This is a genomic window from Herbaspirillum huttiense (assembly GCF_047300815.1).
GTDB lineage: Bacteria > Pseudomonadota > Gammaproteobacteria > Burkholderiales > Burkholderiaceae_D > Herbaspirillum > Herbaspirillum huttiense_A.
The window spans coordinates 5309620-5330331 of sequence record NZ_CP178608.1 but is presented as its reverse complement, the minus strand read 5'-3'; the positions used below and the strand labels follow the sequence as shown (position 1 = coordinate 5330331).

Here is a 20712-nt window from a genome sequence, read left to right as displayed (position 1 = left end):
GACCGGCGGCCCTGCGGCGGCGGTTGTACATGATCGATTGTTGATCGACAGGACTTCTCATGAACAACCGCGTTTGCGCTGCCTCCTCCTCCCTCAAGCACCGCCGTCCACTCCGTCTGGCCCCGATTGCGCAGGCTGCCGCGCTGCTGCTGGCAGGCAGCGGCGTGGCGCATGCGCAGACGGCATTCAGCCCGGCCTGGTTCGCGGGCAAGGGAGTGGCGCAGAGCAGCGCTGCTGCCACCGGCTACCTGCCCAATGGCACACCTGCGGCCGCGCTGCTCAATCCCGGCCAGCAGCAACAGCAGGCCAATGCGCAGCTGCAGGCTTCGTTCTCCAATCTCAATGCACTGGCGCGCGGCATCGCTGCCAGCCAGGCGGCGCAAGCGGCCGCCCGGCAAGCCGCCCTGGCCGCCGGTGGCAGCGTGCCTGACGGACTCACCGAGGGCGGCCTCAAGGTCGATACCAACAGTCTCACGCGGGGCTGGATCAATGCCAGCGCGCCAAGCCAAAGCGCCTCCGGCGGCAAGACTTTGGTGACCATCCTGCAGAACGCCGACAAGGCGATCCTGAACTGGGAAACCTTCAACGTCGGCCAGAACACCATCGTCCATTTTGCCCAGGCAGCGAACTGGGCGGTGCTGAACCGGGTCAATGATCCCTTGGCACGGCCGAGCCAGATCCAGGGGCAGGTCAGGGGTGACGGCACGGTGATGATCGTCAACCGCAATGGCGTTGTCTTCAGTGGCAGCAGTCAGGTCGATACGCGCAACCTGGTGGTGGCGGCAGCTGCCATCAGCGATAACCAGTTCCGCAACAACGGCATTTACGGACCTGACGCCAATAGTCCCAGCTTCACCGATGCCAATGGCAAGCTGGTGATCGCGCCGGGCGCGCGCATCTCCACCGCCGTACCGGACTCGGCGACCCAGGGGGGCGGCTACGTGCTGCTGCTGGGCAGTGAAGTCGACAATGCCGGATCCATTTCGACGGCGCGCGGGCAGACCCAGCTTGCAGCGGGGGACAGCTTCATCATCCGGCACGGGGTGGGCTCGGCTGCCAATACCTATTCGACCACGCGAGGCAATGAAATTGCCCCGGGAATGGCCAGCGGCAGCGCTGCCGGCAAGGTGGTCAACAGCGGCCTGATCGTGGCCGCCGAAGGCGATGTGACCTTGGCGGGGCGCGATGTGCAGCAGAATGGCGTGGCGCTGGCAACCTCCACGGTCAATGCGCGCGGTACTGTCCACCTGCTCAATGCGGCCAGCGATGTGCAGGGCAAGGTCACCCTGGGGACCGGTTCGAATACGGCCGTGCTGATTGACGACGACGGTGTCACGACCGCCCTCAACAGCCAGCGCGACAGCCTGGTGGCGGCATCGGCTGCGCAGGACCTGTTGCGTGCCAATGCGACGGCAGGCCATTTCGACAACCTCGGCAGACTCTCCGACCGCCGCGACCAGTCGCGTATCGAGATCGTCAGTGGTGGCGATGTCGAGTTCAAGGATGGCTCCACCACCCTGGCCACGGGCGGCCAGATCGCCGTGAGCGCGACGCGCCGCAGCTTCGTGGGCAGCGGTGCGACGCTGGACGTGTCCGGTGCGGTGGGTGTGCAGCTGGCAATGGAAAGCAACAGCATCAAGGTCAACGTGCAAGGCAATGAGCTGCGCGATGCACCGCTGGTGCGTGATGCCGGCAAGCTGGCCAACAGCGATGTATGGATCGATGCCCGCCAGCTCATCTATGTGCCTGCCGGCACGGGCGGCTATGCGTCGGAGCGCTGGTACAGCGGCGGCGGATTGCTGGAAGTGGGCGGCTACCTGGCCAACCAGGGCCACCGCATTGGCGAGTGGGCGGCCCAGGGCGGCAGTGTCACGCTGGGTGGCGCGGAGGTCATCACGCAGTCCGGGTCCCGCATCAATCTGTCCGGCGGCAGCCTGGATGTGCGTACCGGCTACATGAACACCACCTGGATCAAGGGGCTGGACGGGCGGCTCTACGATATCAATCACGCCTCCGCCGACATCGGCTACGGGGGCATCTATCGCGGTTTCGAGGTTGAGCACGCCCGTTGGGGCAGCACTACCACCGAATATTTCTACAATCCCCTGATCGCGCCGCAGCGGGTGCTGCGCGACGGCTATACGGTCGGTCGCGATGCCGGTGCGCTGGTCATCAGTGCTCCCACCGCCGTGCTGGAAGGCCAGGTCGATGCCGGCGTCTATAACGGTCCCAGCCAGACCCGCCCGCGTGCCAGTGTGAGCGACAGCTACCGCCAGCTGCAGGGCGCCGCTGCCCGCGCCGGGGCACTGGTGCTGGGGCGCTATGGTGCCCTGGGCCGTATCGATCTCTTCAACAGCGATGTGCGTATTGGCGATGTCGCCCAGGTCGGTGCCGGCCTGCAGATGGACGATGCGCTCGATGCCCCGCGCCTGGGAACGGTGTGGCTGGACGCGGCCATGCTCAATGCGCAAGGCCTGGGCATGCTCGATCTGGGCACCCGTGGCACCATCTCCGTGGAGCGCGACATCAGGCTGGCCGACGGTGGCCAACTGGCGCTGATTGCGGCCAACATCGATCTGGCCGCCAGTGTGGTGGCGCGCAGCGGCAGCATGCGGGCGAGCAATATCTTCCAGCCACCGGTGAGCGGTGCGGTCAGCAGCGCGCTCACGCAGGGCGGAGTGTCCAATATCGTCCTGCGCCAGGGCGCCACGCTGGACCTGCGCGGTATCCAGCCCGGACAGAGCACCGGCAACAATGCCCAGGCCTATCTCGATGGCGGCAACGTCACGCTGGAATCCACGCACGACGTGCGTGTCGAGGCCGGCAGCCGGATCGATGTGTCCTCGGGGGCGACGCTGTCGGCGCAAGCCCTGGCGGTGGGAGGACGCGGTGGCAACGTGACGCTGGTTGCCGACTCCAGTGCCACCACGACCAACGGCAACGGCGTGCTCACGCTGGCCGGCGAGATTGCCGGCTATGGCGTCAAGGGCGGCGGCAAGCTCAAGATCGAGACAGGTACGCAACTGGTCATCGGCGGTGATGCCGTGGCCGGGGCCCTGCAGATGGATGCCGCGCGTCTGCAGAGCGGTTTTTCCGCCTATGACCTCAATGGACATGCTGGCTTGCGCGTGGCCGAGGGAGCCCAGGTCGATGTCAACGTCCCGGTCTACGAAATGGCTGCGGGCAGCAATGGACTGACGCTGGCGCTGGGACTGCCCGCCCAGGCCCAGGCGGACCTGGTGCGGCAGAACGTGATCCAGCGTCAGGGTGCCGATCTCATGCTGCGCGCGCAGCGGCGTCCGGAACAGGGCGGCGATATCCGCATTGGGCATGGTGCGGTGGTGGCGGTTGACCCGGGCCGCTCCATCAGCCTCATGGGCGGCGCACTGAGCAATATCGTGGTGGAGGGCCGCCTCAATGCATGGGGTGGCACCATTGCGCTGGGCATCGAGGCGCCTGGAATCAGCTCAGGCGGCAATGCATCACAACAGGCGCACCAGCGCAGTATCTGGATCGGTGACAGCGCCGTGCTCGATGTGGCCGCGCGCGCCCTCTCCATGAGCGGTGCCAACGGCCGCCGCTTCGGCGTGGTGGCTGATGGCGGCACCATCGCCATCGGCGGCAGTCTCGATTGGGAAGCCAGTGGCGTGGCAGCGGCTCCGGACGTGGCGGTGATCGTTCGCCCGGGCGCGCTGCTGGACGCATCGGGCAGCCGGGCCACGCTGGACTATCAGGGCGGGCCCGTGGAGGTGGCCTCCAAGGGCGGCAGCATCATCCTCAAGTCCTCGCACAGCCTGTATCTGGATGGCGTCATGCGGGCCCGGGCCGGTGGCGCAACTGCGGCCGGTGGAACGCTGGCCATTGCGCTGGAGACGCCGATTTTCGCGATATCGGCCCTGCCGCAGGATGCGGTGCGCGCGCAGCGCGAACTGGTGATCTCGCAGCAGCTGCGCAGCAGCCTCATGAGCGACCTGGCGCCGGGCCAAACCGATCCCGCCCTCGCGTATGGAGCCGGTCGGCTGGCAGCCGATCAGGTCAGTGCCGGCGGTTTCGACAACCTGTCGCTGCTGGTCAATGGCCTGCTCAGTTTCGAGGGTAACGTCAGCCTGGCCACGCGCCAGAGCATGCGCCTATATGCCGGTGCCTATGGCCTGGGCCAGGGTACCGCCGCCGACAGCACGGTCAAGCTCGCCTCATCCTATCTGCGCCTGGCCGGGACGACCGGTGCGGCCGGCGATGGCCAGCGCATGTTCAGCGTGAATTGGCGTAGCGGCGCATCGACCCAGGCCAGTGCCGCACAGCTCAGCGCCGTGGCCGACCTGGTGGAGATACGTGACCGCACCGGTTTCGGCGGCGCCAGCGGCACCATCCAGCAGTCGGACAATTCCAGCATCAGTATCGACCGGCGCGGCTTCGACCAGGTCGACATCGTCAGTCGTGGCGACCTGCGGCTGCTGGGCGGCATGAGCGGACGCGGCCTGGCCGGTACCACCACCACCGAGCTGGCCAGCAGCGGTGACCTGAGCATCACCGCCGCGCAGATCTACCCCGCCACCGGCGCCGATGCCCAGATCGTGGCCGGCTATGGCAGCGGGCGCACGCTCGAACTGCATCGTTATGCCGACCTCGATCCGGCGGCGCCCTTCTCGGTCTTCGGCCGCTTGGCGTTGAGCGGTGACATCGTGCGGCAAGGCGGCATCGTGCGCGCACCGCTAGGACAGCTGTTGCTGGGGGCCGATGCGGCCGGCGCCTATTACCGCCATTCCAGCCTGGTCGAGCTGCTGGCTGGCAGTATCACTTCCATCAGTGCGGCCGGCCTGGTGTTGCCGTATGGCGGCACCATCGATGGCCTGACCTATGGCTACAACGGCGCCACGGTGTCGCAGAAAGCCATCGGCGCGAGCAACATCACCTTCAGCGGCGACCGGCTGGCCGGTCGGGAGGGCTCGCTGCTGGACCTCTCCGGCGGCGGCACGCTGACCGGCGCGGGCTTCATCAGCGGTCGCGGCGGCTCGGTCGATATCCTGCGTACGCCCCTGGTGAACGCCAACCCGACCTTCAATTTCAGCCAGGCCGGCAGTGCGGTGTATGCCATCCTGCCAGATGCGTCGCCTGACTACGCCCCGGTGGCGCCGGATGCCGGCGCCGGCAATCCGATGGTGGGCCAACAGATCACGTTGAAGCAGGACATGGGGGCGCTCAAGGCGGGCACTTATACGCTGCTGCCGTCGACCTTCGCCATGCTGCCGGGCGCCTATCGCATCGAGATCGGCGCCGCGGGAGCCCCCGGCGGCGTGGCAGTGACCGGCAACGGCTCATATGCCGGTTCGGCCTGGCTGGGGGTGGCCAGGACGGGCATCCTGGCTTCCCTGCCCAGCCGCGTGGTGGTCACACCGGGGGCGCAGTTGCGCAAGCATTCCACCTATAACGAAACCGGCTACGACGCCTTCGTCATCGCCGACGCCGTGCGCCAGGGCGGCATGCGCGGCGAGCTGGCTGCCGATGCGCACCGCCTGGTACTCGATTTCGCCAATGTGCGTCCCACTGGCGGCCAGTCCATGCTCAGCTTCGAAGGCCAGGCACGATTCCAGCGGGCCGACCGCAGCGCCTTCGGCGGTACCCTGGAGGTGGTCTCGGAGGGCATAGAAGTGCTGGGTGCCGCCTCTGCACCTACCCCCGGCTTTGCCTACGCTTCTCTGCGCGCCGATGACCTCAATGCCTTCGGTGCCTCGCGCATGATCCTGGGCGGTTCGCTCAAGCTCAATCACGCCGACAACCTCGCCACCTTCGATGCCAGGGCGTCCAGCGTGATCCTGCGCAGTGGCGCATCCCTGCGCGCGCCGGAGGTGTTCCTGCTGAGCAGGGCCACCAGCTACGGTGTCGGGACGGTGGTCGAGCAGGGGGCCTCCATCCTCACCCTCGGCCGGGGAGCGGCAGCCTACGACTCCACCGATGGCGTCACCTTCTCGGCCGGAAATGGCTCCGTGCTGGGGCTGTCCAATGGCTGGATCAACCTGCTGGGCTCCAGCGACGGCGGTGCCATCGACGTCGGCCATTGCACCCTGGTCTGCAGCGGCAGCTCGCTGCTGGTCAGCGAGGGCACGCTGGCCGTGGCCACCAACGGGTCCTTCATCATGGCCGACGATGTGCGCTATGGCACCAGGAACCTGATGATCGCGGTGTCGTCGCTGAACATGGGCAACGCTGCGACGTTGGCGCAGGCAGCCGGCAACCAGCAACTGCCGGCCGGACTGTCGATGAACCAGGACACCCTCAGGCAGCTGCTGGCGGGCAATACCGGCGACGGTGTGCCGGCAGTGGAGACGCTGGCCTTCAATGTACGCGAATCGATCAACATGTACGGCGAAGTGCAGTTCGACGCCCGCAGCGCCAGCACCGGCAAGTCAGCGCTGCAACGCCTGGTGATCGGTACACCGGCCATCTACGGCTATGGTACTGCCGGCGAGACGGCCTCGATCAAGGCCGATGAAATCGTCTGGACCGGGTCGACCGCGACACGTTCTGCCGTCGGCAATTCGGCAGCCTACCTGCCCTCTGCGCCCGGCCCGGCCATCGCCGGCCTGCTGGGCGACAGCACCCTGGCGTTGAGCGCTGAACGTATCATCCTGGGCCTGGCATCCAATACGCAGCCGGTATCCGGGGTATCGTCAGACAGGCTGGCGCTGGGCTTTGGCAAGGTGGAGCTGAACGCTTCGCAACAGATCAGCAGCAACGGCCTGGGCAGCCTTTCGGTCTATCACCGCCAGGGAGCCTATGTGGCAGGCAGCGGTTACCTGTACAGCGATGGCAACCTGGGGATCGCCACGCCGCTGCTTACCGGCACGGCCGCATCGATCATGCGCATTGCCGCCGGCGGCGATATCGCGGTGACCGGGCCGACGGCTGCGCCCGCATCGACAGGCGCTGCCACCAGCGGCGACGCACTGGGCGCCGAACTGCAGTTCAGCGCCCGCAACATCAGCCTGGACACCCGGGTGGCGCTGGCCAGCGGCAAGCTGGATCTGCACGCCGGGCAAGACATCAGCCTGGGCGGCCACGCCATGATCGACCTCTCCGGTCGCGCCGTCGGCTTCTTCGAACAAACGCGTTACAGTCGCGGTGGCGACCTGATCCTCGACAGCAGCGCCGGCAATATCGTGCAGGCGGTCGGATCGGTGGTCGATCTGTCGGCCGTCAACAACCGGGCCGGCCGCCTGCAGGCGGTGGCACTGGGAAGCGGTGCCGGGGCGATCGACCTGGCCGGCAGCATCCTGGGCCGCGCCACTGGCAGCTATGACGCCGGTGGCAGCATGGTCCCCTTCGATGGTGGCGAGGTCACCGTGCGCGGCCAGACCATTGCCGATCTGGCCGGGCTCAATATGCGTCTCAATGGGGGCGAGGTATTCGGTGCGCGACGCTTCCAGACCAAGCAGGGCGACCTGGTGGTCGGCAATGAGATCAAGGCCCGCCTGGTCGAGATCGCCGTCGACGGCGGCAGTCTTGCGGTCAACGGCATCATCGACGCCAGCGGCGTGCAGGTCGGCAGCATCCGCCTGGCAGCGCGCGACAGGCTCGACATCAACGGTACGCTGGACGCCCATGGAGACGGCCTGCGGGTGGACTCCTACGGTGGCATCATCGACAGCGCCAATCGCGCCGTGGTGGAGCTGACCACCATCGACGGCATGCTGACCCTGGCGCCGACCGCCCGCATTGACCTGCGCAGCGGCACGGCAGCCTCCGGCAATGACGGCGTGGCACGCGGCACCCTGACCCTCAACGCACCCCGCACCGGTGGTGCCGGCGGCAGTGGTGCCGGCGCCAATGACGTGGCCGTGACCGTGCTGGCCACGCCGGTCATCAGCGGTGCACGCAGCATCGCCGTCAATGGCTTGCGTCGCTATGACGACGCGCCGCTGGCCAGCGCGCCGGACGCCTCGGGCAGCACGCCACAGCTGATCACCCAGGCCTATTTGGACCAGATCGACGTCCACAGCCAGGCTTTCATCGATGCCGCGCTGGCCAATACAAGCCTGGCATCGCGCCTGGTCGCGCTGGGCAGCTATCACCTGCGGCCGGGCGTGGAGATCGTCAGCAATGCCGTCACCAATCCGGCTGGCAACCTGAGCGTGGTGGGGGATATCGACCTGTCCGGCTATCGCTACGGCGCGCAGGCCGATCGCCTCGATCCGGCGCGTCGTGGCTTTGGCGAGCCCGGCGTACTGGTGCTGCGCGCGGCCGGCGAGCTCAGCATCTACGGCAGCATGACCGACGGTTTTGCCCCGCCCGCGGCCACGCCCGACGACAAGGGCTGGTATCTGACCGAGGCGTCGTCGGCGGTCAACGGTGCGGGGGCGTTCGCGGCCGATATCGTGGTGCCGATCGATGGCGTGGTGCTGGAAACCGGTACCTTCTTTCCCAAGGGCGTCACGCTCAACTACAACGTCCCGGTGCAGGCGATGACGTTACCGGCCGGGACCGTGCTGCCGACGGCAGCCACGCTGGGTGGTGACTACGCGATGCCGGCCGGGACCGTGGTGGCGGCTACCATCTACAACGCCGACGGCAGCGTGGCGCTGGCCGCCGGTACCGTACTGTCGGCCAGCGTCAGCCTGCATGCCGGGATGATCCTGGGTGCCGGCAATACCCTGCGCTCGGCAGTTGATGTCGCCGCCATGGTGTGGCCCAAGGGCGTGCTGCTGCCGGTGGACATGATCACCGACAGCAACCTCACCCTGGCGCGTGGTTCGCTCATCCCGTCCATGGCCAGAGTGCAGCTGGCCGGTGACAATCCGGTCAACTTGCGCCCGGATGCCACCGGCGCCCAGGGCGCCAACTGGGCGGTCGCGCCCATGCTGCCGCGTGGAACCACCAGCTGGAGCATGCTGCTCACTGCCGGTGCCGACCTCGGCTCGGCGGACCGGCGCGCCACTGTCCCCGGGGCCACCGGCTCCATTGTGCTGGCCGATACCCATTCGATGAGTCGTATCGTCACTGTCCCCGGCGGCAGCGGGCAGGTGTGGGCCGACGGCAATCCGTTAGGCTATACGCCAGGCGATCCGGTATCGATCGATGAAGCCACCTGGGCCTGCGACGGCACCGGCTGGTGCACTGTCGATCCCAAGCGCCTGAGCTACACCTTCACCGCCGATGGCTCGCTGGCCGTCAATGGCGATACTTCCCTGACGGGTCAGAAGGTGGATGACATCTACCTGGGCATCGACTTCTGCAACTGGGACCCCGGCTACTGCGCGACCGTCATCAACCCGGTCAAGGACGTGACCACCACCAAGCTGTTGTCGCCCATGTTCAGCGTGCTGCGCACCGGCGGCGGTGACCTGGCGCTCAGCGCCGCGCAGGACCTGCGCATGATGTCGCCATTCGGTGTCTATACGGCCGGTACGCCCTCGGCGCCCAGGCTCAATGCTTCCGGCGTGGATGCCTACAATCGTCCCCGCGGTCTCAAGAACGGCAGCGTCATCGGCTTGTCCGATACGGCCTATGACGGCGCGCTGGCAAGCTACCAGGCCTGGTATCCAGAACTGGGCGGCAACCTGACGGTAGACGTCGGCCGCAACATCCTCGGCGACGTCTGGGGCGACACCTTTGCCCAGAACCGCCTGCAGCTTCCCAGTGCCGGCGTGGGCAACTGGCTGTGGCGCCAGGGCAGCGGCACGGTGGGTGGTGCCGACGCCGTGGCAACTGCGTGGTGGATCAATTTCGGGAGCTACGTTGCCCCCTTCACCGGCGCGGCCACGGACGCTCCTTATCTGGTCGGTTTCACCGGCCTGGGGACACTGGGTGGCGGCAACCTGGCCATCAGCGCTGGCGGCGATGCCGGCGTCATCGGCCGGCGCGGCGACGAGTCGGCCCAGGAGTTTCCGCGCAGCCAGGCGCTGGTGGCGGCCGTGGCCAGCACCGGTCGCGTTGGCGCCGACGGCAGCCTGATCCAGACCGGCGGCGGCGACTTGCGTCTGCGCGTAGGTGGCACCATCAATCCGGCCACCACGGTGCTGCAATACGGCGCTGGCGGCGCCAGCATCCAGCAGCCCGACCTCAACGGCGTGCTGACCAATCTGCGCGGCGCGCTCACGGTGGAGGCCGGTGCCATGGGCAGCGTACTGCCGCGTTACCGCTCCCTGCAGTCGGTCGTACGCGGGGTGGACGGTGACGTCGCTGACGTGCGCGCCATCGATCCCTACAAGGCGACTATTGCCTTGTCCGGCGCCGGGCTCGGATTCATGCCGGGGGACTCGGCGGTCTACGTCGATACGCGGCGCGACCTGGTGGTCAGCGATATTGCCGATCCTGGCCGCGTCTTCGTCGACAACACCAGCAGCTACACCGCCAATGGCATACGCTACGACGGCGGCGGCCAGAGCTGGTTCTCGCTGTGGACCGGGCATACGGCAATGAACCTGTTCGCCGCCGGCGGCAATCTCACCCCTGGCACGCAGCCGGTCAACCGCAGCTCGACCGGGGGCAACCGCAACCCGGGCGACATCGTCACCATCTACCCCTCCATCCTGCGCGCGACGGCGGCCAGCGGCAGTATCTACTACGGGGTTTCGGCGGCGCCGGGATCTGCGTCGGCGGCATCGGAGGCATCGTTGCTGCTGGCACCCTCCGCCAAGGGCGCGCTGGAGATGCTGGCCGCCGATTCCCTCTATGGCGGCAACTATGGCGTGGGCATGTCCAATGCCGACACGGCCCTGCCGGGGCCGATGCAACCGGCGTTCGCCGGTTTCAATATCGGTTGGAACGGCGCACTCGTCCCGGGCTCGTCCAACCTGGGCAGCGAAGGCTCGGCCGGCGCCAGCTTCGGCGACAAGGTGACGCTGGGTACACTGAACGCCTTCCCGCTGTTTGCCTTCGGCCCGGATACGCCGCTGGCTTCGTCGCTGCATGCCGGTGATCGCTCCAGCGCCTTGTTCTATGCCGTCGGCGGTGACGTCATTGGTTTGAACAGCGGTACGCTGCAGCAGTTTTCGGCTTATACCGAGCGCGCCGTGACGGCCTGGTATCGGGCGGCCTTGCCGGCACGCGTGCAGGCCGGGCGCGACATCGTCAACGCCAAGGGCCTGTTCCTGCACAACAACCTGGACGACGTTTCCCTGGTCCAGGCCGGACGCGACATCCTCTTTGCCGATGTGAAGGTGGCCGGACCCGGTACCCTGGAGGTGTCCGCCGGCCGCGATGTGCGGCAGGAGGACAAGGCCAGCCTGACCAGCATCGGTGCGGTGATCAGAGGTGACACCCGCCCTGGTGCGGATCTGGCCGTCATGGCCGGCATGGCCACCGGCGTAGATTTTGCGGCCGTCGCACAGCGTTACCTGACACCGTCCAACCAGGCCGATCCCGGCCTTTCACTGGCCAGCCAACCGGGCAAGGTGGTCAAGACCTATCAGGCCGAACTGGCGACATGGCTGGCACAGCGCTACGGTTTCAGCGGTACGGTCGAGCAGGCCCTTGGCTACTTCCAGGCGCTGGCACCCGAACAGCAGCGCGTCTTCCTGCGTGGGGTGTATTACAACGAGCTGCGCGAAGGCGGGCGCGAATTCAACAACCCGGACAGCCGCCGCTTCGGCTCCTTCCAGCGCAGCCGCAACATGATTGCCGCGCTGTTCCCGGCTCAGGCAGCCGACGGCAGCGCGATTGGCCGCAAGGGCGATATCACCCTGTTCGGCGACTCCGGCATCCATACCGACTTCGGAGGCAACATCCAGATGATGGCGCCGGGCGGACAGATCGTCGTCGGCGTCCAGGGCCCGGTGCCAGCGGCCAGCGCCGGCCTGATCACGCAGGGCAGCGGGGATATCCAGCTCTTCAGCCAGCAGAGCCTGTTGCTGGGTCTCTCGCGCATCATGACCACCTTCGGTGGCGATATCTTCGCCTGGTCGGAGCAGGGTGACATCAACGCCGGCCGCGGCTCCAAGACCACGCAGGTGTATTCCCCGCCCAAACGCGTCTACGACCAGTGGGGCAATGTCTCCTTATCGCCGCAGGTACCCAGCGCCGGGGCGGGCATCGCCACGCTCAGTCCGATCCCCCAGGCCAAGGCGGGCGATGTCGACCTGATCGCGCCGCTGGGAACGATCGACGCCGGCGAGGCAGGCATCCGCGTCTCCGGCAACGTCAATATCTTCGCCCAGCAGGTGGTCAATGCGGCCAACATCCAGGTCAAGGGGGAAGCCAGCGGCTTGCCGGCCGTGGCCAGCGTCAACGTCGGTAGCCTGAGCAATGCCAGCGCTGCTGCCAGTTCGGCGGCGATGGCCGCGCAGGATACCGTGCAGCGTGCCCGCGATGCTGCACGCCAGGCCTTGCCTTCGGTCTTCACGGTGCGCGTGCTGGGGTTTGGCGAAGGGGCCGCCAATAACGGCCGGCCGCCCGTCTCGTCGGCCCGCCCGGGGTATGACCGCGCCAGTTTCGTACAGGTAGCCGGACATGGTCAGGAGATCCGGCCGGAGCTGGTCTCGCACCTGACCGATGAGGAGAAGCGCCTGCTGCGCCAGGATCGCTGAGCCTGTTGTACCGGATGAGCCAATGCCCCTTGAGCTGCAGCAGCCGATGCGGTTGCAGCTCTGGCTGGATGGCTGCAGGGCCTGCGGGGCGCGCTCAGTCCAGCGGCCGCTGGCGCCACGCCACCAGCGCCCCCGCCAGCAGCATCAGTGCAGAAAACGTCAAGCCGCGTTGCAGGCCGCCGGCACCATCGGCGATCCATCCGACGATGGACGGACCGATGATCTGCCCTACCGCAAAGATGATGGTGAAGGCGCTGATGCCGGCCGGCCAGTCTGAGGGCGGCAGGTTGTGACGCACCATGGCGGTGGTTGACGCCACGGCCGAGAGGAAGCAGCCGCCAAACAGCAGCCCTGAGGCAAACACCGCCACCGGCGCAGCCGTCGTGGCTGGCAGCAGCGTGGCCAGGCACAGCAGGCCGTTGAGGATGGCCAGCGACTGCCCGCCCCGGAAGCGGTCCAGCATGCGCGCCCAGATGCGCGAGGACGCAAAGGTCGCCGCCCCCAGCAGCGCAAAGAAGAGCGTAATGCGTGAGGCCGCCATGCCTTGCTCTTTAAGCAGGGCGATGACGAAGGTCATGTAGCCGATGTAGCCCAGCCCGAAAAATAGATAACCCGTCAGCCCGAACAGCAAACTGCGCGGCCGCCACGCCCCGCCTGCTGCCGCCTGCGCCGGCGAGGTCGGCATCAGCCGTGCGGGCAGCGTCATGACCAGGCTGGCCACCAGCGCCAGCACGCCCAGCAGGATCCACGCCCATTGCCACGGATGGGGCGCACCCTGGGCGGCCGCGGCCTCCATCACCGGTGGCACCAGCAGAGAAGCGGCCACGATGCCGATGCCGGTACCGCCGTAATACAAGCCCAGCAGCAGGCCGGCGCGCTGCGCATGCAATGCCGCCAGCCGGCTCACCAGCAATCCACCCGAGACGAAGATGAGCGCACTGGTCACACCCGTTACTATCCGCAACAGCAATTGCAGCAGGGTATCGGTGGTCAGCGCCGGCAGGAAGGACAGCAGGGCGGTGGCGAAGGCCCCCGCGATCAGCACGCGGTGCGCCTGATAGCGGCGCATCAGGCGCGGGGTCAGCAGCGCACCCAGCAGATAGCCCAAGGCATTGCCGGTATTCATGCCGCCGGCGATGAGGTAAGGCCAGCCGAGGTCAGTGCGCATCGGTGCCAGCAGCAGGGCATAGGAGAAACGGGCCAGGCCCAGCGCCACGGCCGTGCCCAGCGACAGGGCCAGGGCGGTCAGGATGGGATGGCGCAGGATGAAAGGCGAGGGCGCATGCGCGGCGTGAGGGGGCATGGAATGGCGTCTCCTGGCGGTCTTGTTGTGGTGTGGTGCCAGTGTAGCCGAAGCGGACAAGCCGCTGCGCCGGGTAGGGCCTGTTCACATTAAATCTGCGAGTGCGAGAGGTCGCCAAGCGTTGACTGCCTAGGCGCGGCGACGCGCCGTGGTGGTGCCACGGCAAGGAGCTGCAACAACGGCAGGCGACGCTTGGCGGCCTCTCCCGGAGGGTTGCCCCCAGAAGGCGCGCTGGCCGCGTTGCACGTCAGGGCTGGTGGCACCACCACCAGCCCTGACGCGCGCCTTGCCAGCCCGCCTTCTGGGGGCAACGCATCTCGCAGATTTAATGTGAACAGGCCCTAGTTGGCGACCGGCCGCCAGTTGTGTTGCCGCACCACGTGCACACAGGCATCCACCACCACGGGATCGAGGCGCGTTCCGCTCTGGCGCTGGATTTCTTCCAGGGCCGTGGCCATGCCCAGCGACTTGCGATAGGGGCGGTCGGCCGACATCGATTCGACGATGTCAGCCACCGTCAGGATGCGCGCCTCCAGCGGCAGTGCATCGCCGCCGATGCCGCGCGGATAGCCGCTGCCATCGAGGTACTCGTGATGGCACCAGACGATCTCGGCCAGGTTGAAGGGGAAGCTGATCTTGTTCAAGATCTCGTAACCGAACTGCACGTGCGTTTTGAGTACGCCGTATTCGTCTGCGGTAATGCGGCCGGGTTTGGTCAGCAAGTCGAGCGGTATCCGGGCCTTGCCGATGTCGTGCACCTGGGCCGCCATGTGCAGCACGTCGATGCGTTCGGCCGGCAGGCCCAGGTGGCGGCCGATCATCACGGCCAGCTCGGCGGTCTGGTCTTCGTGATTGGGCGTATAGCCGTCAGTAAGCCGATGCAGGGCGATCAATGCATCGATGACTTCCTGGTAGATCTTGTTCGGTTCTGAAACTGGCATTCCTGTCCCTGCGTGATTGCAGCCGCTGGCAGCGTGCACGGTCGCTCAGAGGTGTCGCTTGATGAATAGGTGGAAGGCGATGCGCCTGCCGTGAACCTTTGCAGGTCCCTTTGTCTCTGATTGAGCCTCCCCTTGAAGGAAGCCCCGACCCGCTGGTCCGACGACGCATGTGCATGCGTTTTCCCGGTTGTCGGATAATAGCGGTCTGCAATATTGAAACTCATTTCAGGAAAGAAATGATTCTGCGCAGTTTACATTCCTGACTGATCGATGACAACCAAGCTGTCCACTTCCCGCCCGTCTTCTCCCTCGCGCCTGATCTGGCGCAAGTGTGCCATCCCGCTGTTCTTCCTGCTGCTGGGGGTGGTGTTTTCCACTTGGGCGGCCCGCATTCCCGCCATCCGGGACCATCTGCAGCTCGATGCGGCTACGCTGGCGCTGGTGCTGCTGTGTGGCGGCATCGGCGCGGTCGGCTCCTTCCCGCTGGCCGCGTGGATCACCGGCCATTACGGCGCGCGCCACAGCACACTCTACGCGGGGCTGGCCCTGCTGGTGTCGCTGCCGCTACTGGGACTGGCGCCGAACGTGGCCGCGCTGATGCTGATCTGCACGCTCTACGGGGCGGCTTCCAGCTGCTTCGACGTCGCCATCAATGCGCTGGGCGCCCAGGCCGAACGCGACGCCGGGCGGCCCATCATGTCCATGCTGCACGGCTGGTTCTGCGTGGGCACCTTCTCCGGTGCGCTCGTCGCCAGTGGCGTGGCGGGCATGGGCATCGCACCGATCTGGCATTTCCTGCTGGTGGCCGCGCTGTTCCTCTATCCGCTCTATGCCTGCTATGAAGCGCTGCCCGATGACCGGCCCGAGCACGATCCCGCGCGCAAGCTCTTCGCGCTGCCGCACGGGCATCTCGTGGTACTGGGCGTGATCGCTTTCTGCGGCGCCATCGTCGAAGGCTCGGTGGCCGACTGGAGCGGCATCTACATGAAGGACCACATCGGTGCCAGCGACGGGGCCACGCCCCTGGCCTATGCTGCCTTCGCCGGCATGATGCTCATCATGCGCATGATCGGCGACCGCCTCAAGGCCAGCTATGATGCGCGCCGCGTGGTGTGGGTCGGCACGCTCATCGCGAGCCTGGGCATCGCCCTGGCCGTGGCCGCACCCGGCATGACGCTGGCCATCCTCGGCTTTGCCATTGCCGGGACCGGTGTGGCGGCGGTCTTCCCGTTCGTCTTCAGTGCCGCCGGGCGGCACGGTTCCAGCGCCCTGGCGGCGGTGGCTACGCTCGGTTACAGCGGCAGCCTGATCGGCCCGCCGGTGTTCGGCTTCCTCGCCCATGGCTGGGGATTGCAGGCTGCGCTGGCCTTGCTGGGCGTCCTGTGCCTGGCCATGGCCGGGTCCAGTCGCCGTGCGCAGTGGCTGCAGTAAGGCTTCCGCTTTTCATTTCTACAACCTCTGATGCAAGGAAAAAATACGATGCGCAACCTGGTCCTGCTGCCGGGCTTCATGCTCAATGCTCACCTGTGGGATGACATGCAGGCCGATCTGTCCACGCTGGGTACATTGACCTTCGGCGACCTTGGCCAGGATATCGGCATCCAGGCCATGGCCGATGCCGTGCTGCGCCAGGCGCCGGAACGCTTCGTGCTATTCGGATTTTCGATGGGCGGTTTCGTGGCGCAAGCCATTGCGCTCAAGGCGCCGGAGCGCGTGCTGGGCCTGGGCTTGCTCAATACCTCATCGCGCCCGCAGACCGAGCGCGAATCGGCGGGCACACTGGCGCAGATCGAGCTGGCCCAGCGCACCCCCTTCAAGGGACTGACATCGCGTGCGCTGGCCTCTTCGCTGCACCCGGCGCGCAGCACCGAGCGCGCCCTGCTGGACCGGCTGCAGGCCATGGCGCTGGCCAATGGCAAGGAGGTGTTCCTGCGCCAGTTGCAGACCCTGCGCGACAGCAATGCCGAGGATCTGCAACGGCTGCAATGTCCGGTGCTCATCGTCAGCAGTGACGAAGACAAGCTGCGCAGTGTGGAGGAATCGGAAGAGATGGCGCGCCAGGTACCGCAAGCGCGCCTGGAGATCATCGGCGACTGCGGTCACATGACGCCGATGGAAAAGCCGCAGGAATTGTTCAGGATCATCTCGGGCTGGATGGAGCAATCGGGCCTCTGAAGCCTGCGCGTCGGCCAGTCCGGGACCGGCGCGTCAGGGCCTGGGCGTGGCTTCAGTCCTTGTCGAGCTCTTTGCGGGGCGCTTCGGCCGAGCGGCTGCCGGGCCGCTTGTTGACTTCGTCCAGGCCGCCGGTGCCGCGCAGGTCGGTATCGACCTGACCCTTGCGGATGTCGTCGTAGGCCTGGCGGATTTCGGGGCGATCGACCGCATGGCCGCTGTTGGCCGCAGCCTGGCGGTCCGCATTCTGGTCCTGCTCATGCGGCAGGCGCGGTTTGTCTTGTTTGGGATGACGATCTTTTCTGGTTCTCAGGAAGCTGGTCATGGTGGTGGTCCTCGCAATTGAATGGTTGACTCTTCTTTTGCCGCAGGGCGATGCCGTGTGAGGGTGGCCACAGCGCATCAAGTGCCTTGCGTCTGCACGAAGCGAACAAGTACGACCGGACCTCCCAACAGAAGTGCCGCGAGTTGCAAAGTGAGACGAAAAATAAGATTTTGTCTGACAGACAATTCGTACAAGCCGGCGCACAACGCGCGGAAAGAGAAGAGCAGATGCCCGCTTGGACGCGCCGCGACTGGCTGCGTTCCCCATCTGCTGCGAATGGCTACTTCAAAAAACAAAGGCGGACCCGGGTAGCGGTCCGCCTTTTACTTAGTTTTTCAGGCCACTCATGACGGCCTGAAGCTCATCCGTTGCTGCAAATTCGTCGCCTCACAGCGACAGCCGCGCACGCGCGGCGCGGTATTCCTCTTCCAGCCGGTCCACCATCTCAGCCACGGTCGGCACATCTTCCATCAGTCCCACGCCCTGGCCTGCGCCCCAGATATCGCGCCAGGCCTTGGCTTTGCTGCCGCCGCCGGAACCGAAATTCATCTTGGTCTTGTCGGCTTCGGGGAGGTTGTCCGGATCGAGGCCGGCATTGACGATGGACTTCTTCAGGTAGTTGCCATGCACGCCGGTGAAGAGGTTGGTGTAGACCACATCGGCCGCGGTCGACTCGACGATGGCCTGGCGATAGCCCTCGTCGACATTGGATTCGCGCGTGGCCAGCCAACGCGAGCCCATGTAGGCGAAGTCCGCGCCCATGGCCTGCGCCGCCAGCACTGCATCGCCGGTGGCGATGGAGCCGGACAGGGCCAGCGGCCCCTTGAACATCTTGCGTACTTCGCCCACCAGCGCGAAGGGCGAGAGCGTACCTGCATGGCCACCGGCACCGGCAGCCACCAGGATCAGGCCATCGACGCCGGCTTCCAGGGCTTTCTCGGCATGGCGCAGCGAGATCACGTCATGCAGCACGATGCCGCCATAGCTGTGCACGGCATCGAGCATTTCCTTGGGCGGCGCGCGCAGGCTGGAGATGATGATGGGCACCTGGTGCTTCACGCAGGTGGCCACGTCCTGGGCCAGGCGGTCGTTGGACTGGTGCACGATCTGGTTGACCGCGATCGGTCCCGCCTTGCGTTGCGGGTGCTCTGCTTGCCATTGGGCAAGCTCGTCCTGCAGCTGGGTCAGCCAGGTGTCGAGCAGCTCGGCCGGGCGGGCGTTGAGTGCAGGAAACGATCCGACCAGCCCGGCCTTGCACTGGGCTGCCACCAGCGCCGGGCCGCTGGCGATGAACATGGGCGAGCAGATGATGGGCAGGCGCAGATCTTGCAGTGCTTTGGGGTAAGCAGGGGCTGGGGGCATGGTCGTCTCTTTAAGGTTGTCGTTATCTCAAGGCAACAGGGCGGGACCCCATGCCGCTTTTGTCCGGCGATTATAGGACAAAAAGCGACAAAATATAACGGTCGTGCTTTTTGTTGCGTGAAGGGGAATTTTCAGGAAATTATTTATATGATTTACTGTCTTTCCTTCGATGCGTGCTATGTTTTCCACAAGCCTGCAGTAAAACAGGCCACGCAGGGCGCTACCGGGGGCGTCTTGCGGACCGGCTCAGCCGGAAGGGCCATGCCCGCGTTCCATCTGTCGTTATTAGCCGTAGGGGGGAATCATGCAACACTTTGATCTCGTCAATGTCCTCATCATCGTCCTGGCCGCCGTCGCACTGATTGGGGGCGCGGTGCTGCACAAGCGTGCACTGAAAAAGGCCCTCATCGAGTCCGACAAGCTGCCGGTGCGCGGCTTGCGGCGTTATCGCCAGCAGTGACTTGAGCGCTGTCTTTGGCCCTGTAGTCGCCGGTGCGAGAAATTCCTGCGAAGTAAAACGCCGGGTCATCGCCCGGCGTTCTCCATCCTTGCGCTCAGGGCGCCTTGGCATCGACTCACGCAGCGGCGCGCTTGGCCGCCAACGCATTCCCCACCCTGCTCACCGACTTGCGCCCCAGCTGCTGCGAGATGAACTGCCCCGCCTCGGCCACCGCATCCAGGTCGATCCCGGTCTCGATCCCGAGCCCGTTCATCATGTACAGCACATCCTCGGTCGCCACATTGCCGGTCGCGCCCTTGGCATAAGGACAGCCCCCCAGCCCCGCCACCGACGCGTGATAGATGCTGATGCCCGTCTGCAGACTGGCATAGATATTGGCCAGCGCCTGCCCATAGGTATCGTGGAAGTGACCCGACAAGCCTTCGATATGGAATTCACGGATCGCCGTCTCCATCACCGGCCGCACCTTGCCCGGCGTGGCCACGCCGATGGTGTCGGCGATATCGATCTCGTCACAGCCCAGCTCGCGGAAACGCCGCACCACGTCGGCCACCGCGTCCAGCGGGACTTCCCCCTGGTACGGACAGCCGAACGCGCAACTCACCGCCGCACGCAGGCGCTTGCGGTGGTCCTTGGCGGCCTTGGCCACTTCGGCAAAACGTTCGATGGATTCGGCAATGGAGCAATTGATGTTCTTCTGCGAAAACGCCTCCGAAGCCGCTCCGAAAATCACCACCTCATCCACCCCCGCCTCCAGCGCCGCCTCGAAGCCCTTCATGTTGGGCACCAGCGCGGAATACACCACGCCCGGCTTGCGCGTGATGCCATGCATCACCTCGCTGGAAGTGGCCATCTGCGGCACCCACTTGGGCGAGACGAAAGAAGCCGCCTCCACATTCGGAAAACCCGCCGCAGAAAGCCGGTTCACCAGCTCGATCTTGACCTCGGCGGAAATGGTTTCCTTCTCGTTCTGCAAACCGTCGCGCGGTCCGACTTCAACGATCTTCACTTTCTTGGGCAGGGTCATCATGCGGGTCTCCGTTGGGGTTGTTGTAATGCGTGGATGGCTGTCGAACAGTTCAGCTGGCCGCCGGCGCAGCATCGAGCCGCACATCGGCCACCGTGCCGCCGGTCATCTTCTCCAGCTGCGCGGCCGTGAGGTTGAAGACGGCATGCGGATGGCCGGCCGCCGCCCAGACGCTGTCAAAGTTGAACAGGTCACGGTCGATCAGCATTACCGGCTTGACCACGTGGCCAATGGGGCAGACGCCGCCGATGGCATAACCGGTCGTCTCGCGCACGAACTTGGCGTCGGCCTTGCCGAGCGGACCGGTCAGGGCGGTGACCTTGGCTTCGTCCACCCGGTTGGCACCGCTGGCAATGACCAGCACCGGCGCACCGTCAGAGACTCGGCGGAAGATGATGGACTTGGCAATCTCGGCCACGCTGCAGCCCACGGCCGCAGCGGCTTCGGCCGAGGTGCGGCCGGTCGAGGGCAGCATCGTGACCGGTTTGTCATGGCCCATCGCCGCCAGCAGGTCGGCAACACGTTGGGCGGAAGAGGGCAGGGCGGCAGCAGGTTCGTTCATGGCGTTCATGGCGTTTGACTAGGAGGCGCAAGGCCGGCA

General features: G+C 66.2%; 10 protein-coding genes. 4 read left to right on the top strand and 6 right to left on the bottom strand.

Annotated features, from left to right (window positions below; translation table 11 throughout):
* Positions 1 to 59 precede the first annotated feature (59 nt).
* Entirely contained in the window at positions 60 to 12521 is a 12462-nt protein-coding gene (locus tag ACLRDN_RS24415; protein ID WP_413458380.1) for a filamentous haemagglutinin family protein, read from the top strand.
* Positions 12522 to 12615: 94 nt separating this feature from the next.
* Here ACLRDN_RS24415 and ACLRDN_RS24410 read toward each other — a convergent pair whose 3' ends face one another.
* Entirely contained in the window at positions 12616 to 13824 is a 1209-nt protein-coding gene (locus ACLRDN_RS24410) for a YbfB/YjiJ family MFS transporter (protein ID WP_413458379.1), read from the bottom strand.
* 341 nt (positions 13825 to 14165) lie between these two features.
* Entirely contained in the window at positions 14166 to 14765 is a 600-nt protein-coding gene (locus ACLRDN_RS24405; RefSeq protein WP_413458378.1) for an HD-GYP domain-containing protein, read from the bottom strand.
* 270 nt (positions 14766 to 15035) lie between these two features.
* Between ACLRDN_RS24405 and ACLRDN_RS24400 the strand changes: the two genes are divergently transcribed.
* Positions 15036 to 16196: an MFS transporter gene (locus tag ACLRDN_RS24400; RefSeq protein WP_413458377.1), complete on the top strand. Its 1161-nt coding sequence runs from the start codon at positions 15036 to 15038 to the stop codon at positions 16194 to 16196.
* A gap of 48 nt (positions 16197 to 16244) precedes the next feature.
* Positions 16245 to 16940 (top strand): alpha/beta fold hydrolase, encoded by a 696-nt coding sequence (locus ACLRDN_RS24395; RefSeq protein WP_413458376.1) that lies wholly within the window; start codon positions 16245 to 16247, stop codon positions 16938 to 16940.
* A gap of 52 nt (positions 16941 to 16992) precedes the next feature.
* Here the strand turns inward: ACLRDN_RS24395 and ACLRDN_RS24390 are convergent, their stop codons facing one another.
* Complete coding sequence (locus tag ACLRDN_RS24390; RefSeq protein ID WP_413458375.1) at positions 16993 to 17262, bottom strand: hypothetical protein; 270 nt, start codon at positions 17260 to 17262, stop codon at positions 16993 to 16995.
* A 387-nt stretch (positions 17263 to 17649) separates the two neighbouring features.
* Positions 17650 to 18624 carry an NAD(P)H-dependent flavin oxidoreductase gene (locus ACLRDN_RS24385; RefSeq protein WP_413458374.1) on the bottom strand — a complete coding sequence of 325 codons (975 nt, stop codon included), beginning with the start codon at positions 18622 to 18624 and terminating at the stop codon, positions 17650 to 17652.
* Positions 18625 to 18928: 304 nt separating this feature from the next.
* On the opposite strand from ACLRDN_RS24385, the gene ACLRDN_RS24380 reads away from it, so the two are divergent.
* Positions 18929 to 19084 carry a hypothetical protein gene (locus ACLRDN_RS24380; RefSeq protein WP_008333632.1) on the top strand — a complete coding sequence of 52 codons (156 nt, stop codon included), beginning with the start codon at positions 18929 to 18931 and terminating at the stop codon, positions 19082 to 19084.
* 115 nt (positions 19085 to 19199) lie between these two features.
* On the opposite strand, the gene ACLRDN_RS24375 is transcribed toward ACLRDN_RS24380, so the two are convergent.
* Positions 19200 to 20111: a hydroxymethylglutaryl-CoA lyase gene (locus ACLRDN_RS24375; RefSeq protein WP_413460443.1), complete on the bottom strand. Its 912-nt coding sequence runs from the start codon at positions 20109 to 20111 to the stop codon at positions 19200 to 19202.
* A 52-nt stretch (positions 20112 to 20163) separates the two neighbouring features.
* Positions 20164 to 20673, bottom strand: coding sequence for a YbaK/EbsC family protein (locus tag ACLRDN_RS24370; RefSeq protein ID WP_413458373.1), 510 nt, complete (start codon positions 20671 to 20673; stop codon positions 20164 to 20166).
* Positions 20674 to 20712 lie beyond the last annotated feature (39 nt).

Excerpts from the sequence above, each read along its gene's own strand:
- ACLRDN_RS24405 (WP_413458378.1), bottom strand. The coding sequence starts at position 14,765 with ATGCCAGTTTCAGAACCGAACAAGATCTACCAGGAAGTCATCGATGCA.
- ACLRDN_RS24385 (WP_413458374.1), bottom strand. The coding sequence starts at position 18,624 with ATGCCCCCAGCCCCTGCTTACCCCAAAGCACTGCAAGATCTGCGCCTG.
- ACLRDN_RS24370 (WP_413458373.1), bottom strand. The coding sequence starts at position 20,673 with ATGAACGAACCTGCTGCCGCCCTGCCCTCTTCCGCCCAACGTGTTGCC.
- ACLRDN_RS24415 (WP_413458380.1), top strand. The coding sequence starts at position 60 with ATGAACAACCGCGTTTGCGCTGCCTCCTCCTCCCTCAAGCACCGCCGT.
- ACLRDN_RS24375 (WP_413460443.1), bottom strand. The coding sequence starts at position 20,111 with ATGACCCTGCCCAAGAAAGTGAAGATCGTTGAAGTCGGACCGCGCGAC.
- ACLRDN_RS24395 (WP_413458376.1), top strand. The coding sequence starts at position 16,245 with ATGCGCAACCTGGTCCTGCTGCCGGGCTTCATGCTCAATGCTCACCTG.
- ACLRDN_RS24390 (WP_413458375.1), bottom strand. The coding sequence starts at position 17,262 with ATGACCAGCTTCCTGAGAACCAGAAAAGATCGTCATCCCAAACAAGAC.
- ACLRDN_RS24410 (WP_413458379.1), bottom strand. The coding sequence starts at position 13,824 with ATGCCCCCTCACGCCGCGCATGCGCCCTCGCCTTTCATCCTGCGCCAT.
- ACLRDN_RS24400 (WP_413458377.1), top strand. The coding sequence starts at position 15,036 with ATGACAACCAAGCTGTCCACTTCCCGCCCGTCTTCTCCCTCGCGCCTG.
- ACLRDN_RS24380 (WP_008333632.1), top strand. The coding sequence starts at position 18,929 with ATGCAACACTTTGATCTCGTCAATGTCCTCATCATCGTCCTGGCCGCC.